Origin of the sequence: Acetobacter fabarum (assembly GCF_011516925.1) — a bacterium.
Taxonomy (GTDB): Bacteria; Pseudomonadota; Alphaproteobacteria; order Acetobacterales; family Acetobacteraceae; genus Acetobacter; species Acetobacter fabarum.
In genome coordinates, this window is sequence record NZ_WOTG01000037.1 from 1 (window position 1) to 3,784 (window position 3,784).

General features: G+C 55.7%; 6 protein-coding genes. 3 read left to right on the forward strand and 3 right to left on the reverse strand.

From position 1 onward, the window contains the following. Together GOB83_RS14475 and GOB83_RS14480 are read right to left on the reverse strand one after the other, a co-directional pair. Positions 1-290 (reverse strand): MobA/MobL family protein (locus GOB83_RS14475; RefSeq protein ID WP_165926606.1); only part of this gene is annotated, 290 nt, incomplete at its 3' end. An 8-nt stretch (positions 291-298) separates the two neighbouring features. Continuing rightward, positions 299-598, reverse strand: a complete 300-nt coding sequence (locus tag GOB83_RS14480; RefSeq protein ID WP_165926607.1) for a hypothetical protein — start codon at positions 596-598, stop codon at positions 299-301. 187 nt (positions 599-785) lie between these two features. On the opposite strand from GOB83_RS14480, the gene GOB83_RS14485 reads away from it, so the two are divergent. From GOB83_RS14485 to GOB83_RS14495, 3 genes are all read left to right on the forward strand, one after another. Continuing rightward, entirely contained in the window at positions 786-1,043 is a 258-nt protein-coding gene (locus GOB83_RS14485; RefSeq protein ID WP_165926608.1) for a conjugal transfer protein TraD, read from the forward strand. Continuing rightward, positions 1,040-1,576, forward strand: a complete 537-nt coding sequence (locus tag GOB83_RS14490) for a replication protein (protein WP_165926609.1) — start codon at positions 1,040-1,042, stop codon at positions 1,574-1,576. Before GOB83_RS14485 ends, GOB83_RS14490 begins: the two co-directional genes overlap by 4 nt. Positions 1,577-1,916: 340 nt before the next feature. Then, positions 1,917-2,486, forward strand: coding sequence for a hypothetical protein (locus GOB83_RS14495; protein WP_165926610.1), 570 nt, complete (start codon positions 1,917-1,919; stop codon positions 2,484-2,486). Positions 2,487-3,003: 517 nt separating this feature from the next. On the opposite strand, the gene GOB83_RS14500 is transcribed toward GOB83_RS14495, so the two are convergent. After that, a partial coding sequence (locus GOB83_RS14500; protein WP_242005896.1) for a MobA/MobL family protein occupies positions 3,004-3,784 on the reverse strand: 781 nt, incomplete at its 5' end.

A 3,784-nucleotide genomic window follows, 5' to 3' on the forward strand; every position in this document is an offset into this window, starting at 1 on the left:
GCGTCCAGCTCGGCCGGTAACGCCAGCTCGTATTCCCGGCCGGTCTTGGCGTCCTTCCTCTTCTCGGCCGCCTCGGCTGCGTTCCATAGAGCGTTCCGGTCCTGCGCCCAGTCCGCACTATCCGGGGCCACGATGAACGCATCTTCCACCCCCTGTTTCCGGGTGTAGTCGTGCGTCAGGCCCTGCCGTTCGTCTGTCAGTTCCTGACCGGCACGATAGGCAGAAGCCGCTACGACGCTGCGACCGGCAGAGCGCGAGATGGATTTGACGGACAGGTGATAGATCGCCACCTGATGAATTATTTACCCACCATGGCTTCATCTGCATCTTGAACTAGAGCTTGCGCATCTGCGGCAGTTTCAATGCTCTTGGCACGAACATTAAAACTATCGTCTAATTTTCCATGCGCCACAAAAATTCCGATAGCAGTGACAAGAGACGCCTTTGCAGAAACACTCAAATCACCGAATGCATAACCACCGGCATTTGCTATTGCTCTAGGCACCGTATACCCCCCGGCTGGGGTAGGTAAATGCTCAACCCCTGCTGCTTGGCATAATGCCTGAGCAACAAAACCTTCAACATTAATAGCACTCATAATAACAACCTTTTTTACGCACGCATTGGAACAATGCTAAAGTGCGCCCTTCATTCCTTCGTCGCAAGGGTTGTTTTTCCTATACGACGAATCAAGGAAACTTCCGAAAAATTGGGTATCATCAACAGGGTCACGCGGAAGCCGGAATGACAGCAGACCATTGCACCCACTTGGAGCGGGAGAAAAAATGACACCCATCGAAAAGGCAAGACAGCAGGTCGAACAGGCCAAGGCCCGGTATCAGGCTTTGCTCGCCAGACAGAACGCCGAGGAACGCAAGCTGGACACCCGCAGGAAGATCATTCTGGGTGGGTTGCTGATCGATGCGTCCGGGAAGGATGAACGCTTCGCCCGGGTCATTGACGAACTGCTGAAACGCATCACCCGCGACCATGACCACAAGGCGTTCGAGGGCTGGCAGAAACCGGAACCTGACCGGTCATGACCGACGAACGCGAGCTGGATGACGGGCTGGCCGCGTTCGACCAGCTCGGCCGGGAAATGGCGGAGACAAACCGTCTGCTTCGGGCCGTCCGGTCCGATCAGGCGACCCGGAACCAGCAGGAACACGACCTGTCAGCCGAAATGCAAGCTGTGCTTAAACAGGCTACAGGAGCCTCACAGAAGGCGCTACAGGCCAGTCAGGCAGAAATACGTTCATCTCTACTCTGGACGGCCCTAACGGCCTTCCTGATCGTTCTGGTGGCGTTTGGCGGGGGATATTTCTTCGGCCAACGGGCTGGATGGGACACAGGACACGCAGACGGATACCAGAAAGCTCGGAATCAGGAGGCCGCTGCAAGCTGGGCGAACACACCGGCCGGACAGCGGGCCTATGGCCTCGATCAGCTTGGTAGCCTCGATATGCTGGCCCTGTGCAAGGGGGATGGCTGGATCACGGAACGTCAGAAGGGTGGGACGGTCTGTTTCCCGAAAGAGAACGCCAAGGGAAACCTTAGCGGCTGGTATATCCGCTGACCGTCATCGGGACGGGAAAGCCGCCCCGCCCCTTCATCGCTTCCTGAGCTATTTTCTCTCGCCCGATTCTGCCGGCGTCACAGGGGCCGGGCGAGCGCGGAGCGGGAGCGGCATAGCCCGCCCGTAGGGCGTCGGCCCCCTGCGGGGAATAGCAGTTTTCCACAGATTTAAGGGGGGGATCATAGGGGGGAATAAATATCTTTATTCTATCTAGACATATCCAGATCGCCGTTTTTCTTTGGTATTCCGCCAAAAATAACTTGGCATTAGGACGCACACTGTGCGTCTATATAGACGCACAGTGTGCGTCCTAATAAGCCCTTATACAAAGGTTCCTCACATGCGGAACGTGACCCGTCTCAAGACCCGCAAGGATCGACTACGTGAAGATCAGGCCGAGCAGGTCCGGCAGGCTCTCCTGCCATTTTTCGATGATCCGTCTTTTGATCACGATGCACTCGGACGGGTTATCGTCACAATTAATCGTCTTACCTCGCCTGAACCAAAAACTACGGAACCGTTTGTCATGATCCGTCCCGCACAGAACCGCGCGGTTACCCTCTGGCTGATGAAGAATAGTAAGCGCCCTATGAAAGCCGTGGACGTGTGGACATTACTATTCGACCACCTATTCCCGCACACTGGACAGATCATGCTTACCCGCGAGGAAATCGCAGAATCTGTTGGCATCCGTGTCAGTGACGTCAGCGAAATTATGCGTGAACTAGTAAACTTCGGTGCCATTTTCACAGAACGGGAAAAAATTGCCGGAATGCGTGGACCGGGTCTCGTTCGCTATTTCATGAATAAACATGTTGCCGAAGTCGGAAGCCGAGCAACCCAGAGCGAACTCGATCTAATCCCCAAGCCCGGGGCTAAACTGGCGATTATTCAAGGCGGAGCATCCTGACTGAGGCACCAAAGTGGCCAGAGCTTGCAATTGAATGCGGGTCCAAAGACAACCATATTAGTTATATGAGCGAGGCAAATAGGGATTGTGTCAAAAACGCCTAGAAACAAGTTGACTCACTCATCTGGGACAGAAACGAAACTACGGTTTGATGTTGACTTCCTACGATTCGCAGTTGTAAACCCCATAACAAGAACGCCCCCACCGAACGATGTCGGTAGAGGCGTCTTGGTGTCTCAATGTTTAGAAGTTAAAGTGCTTACCCAGTAGCCTGACCAAGACTTGAGAAAGCACAGAAACCATAAACGTTATACAAGCGGTTTCCAGCATAACATCACCCCCTTTCAGCTGGAGGCTCCACGCGCGATCAATGTGTTGGCGCACATGATCAATGGGTATTGTAGGGCATCTCTCTCGCAAATGCGAGATAAAGTTATAAGATTTTTAATTTTCTTCGAGATAGTGGTTTTTTTGCATCACTTCATTTCGATATCGAAATGAAGTGATGCAAAAAAACCTATCTACTATAATCACAACCAAGTCTTTTACCGCTCAATACCCTTTGCGACCGACTGCGCTCCTGACGACGGTACTTTTCTCGCCTAGTCTCTGCGTCTCTCTCACGTTCCATCCTCTGCCCGATCTTCCGGGCCAGACCGACCGCCAACTTTGCCCGCTTCTCAAGGCCGGAGAACAGCTCCTGCGCCTTTTCCATGGCCTTGCGGGCCGTCTCAAGAACCCGGTTCCGCTCGCGGATCTCCGCATTCTGCTTCCCGAGATCCGTCACAGGATCTCGGCCGGGGATCTCGCGGGCCGCCTGACGCTCCATGGCGGTCGCTGATACCCCCATGTGCCGGGTCGGCTCCTGTTCCTTCCCCTGACGCTCGAAACTCCGGTGGTCCACCCGCTGTTCGACCTGGTGCCGTTCCAGCGCCATGTTCACTTGGCGCGCCCACACACCCCGCATGTGCTCGATCTCGACCGAGGCGGTGCTGGCCACGTCCAGAACCCGCGTCTTGGCCCCCAGTCCATCCGCCCCGGCCGTCCGAGTGGTGGTGAGGATATGGGCGTGATGGTTCCGGTTGTCCCCTTCCCGGCCGGGTTCATGGATCGCCACATCGGCCACCACCCCGTACCGCGCCACCAGCTCACGGGCGAAATCCCGGGCCAGTTCCTTCCGTGCGCCAGCGTCCAGCTCGGCCGGTAACGCCAGCTCGTATTCCCGGCCGGTCTTGGCGTCCTTCCTCTTCTCGGCCGCCTCGGCTGCGTTCCATAGAGCGTTCCGGTCCTGCGCCCAG

Excerpts from the sequence above, each read along its gene's own strand:
- GOB83_RS14480 (WP_165926607.1), bottom strand. The coding sequence starts at position 598 with ATGAGTGCTATTAATGTTGAAGGTTTTGTTGCTCAGGCATTATGCCAA.
- GOB83_RS14485 (WP_165926608.1), top strand. The coding sequence starts at position 786 with ATGACACCCATCGAAAAGGCAAGACAGCAGGTCGAACAGGCCAAGGCC.
- GOB83_RS14490 (WP_165926609.1), top strand. The coding sequence starts at position 1,040 with ATGACCGACGAACGCGAGCTGGATGACGGGCTGGCCGCGTTCGACCAG.
- GOB83_RS14495 (WP_165926610.1), top strand. The coding sequence starts at position 1,917 with ATGCGGAACGTGACCCGTCTCAAGACCCGCAAGGATCGACTACGTGAA.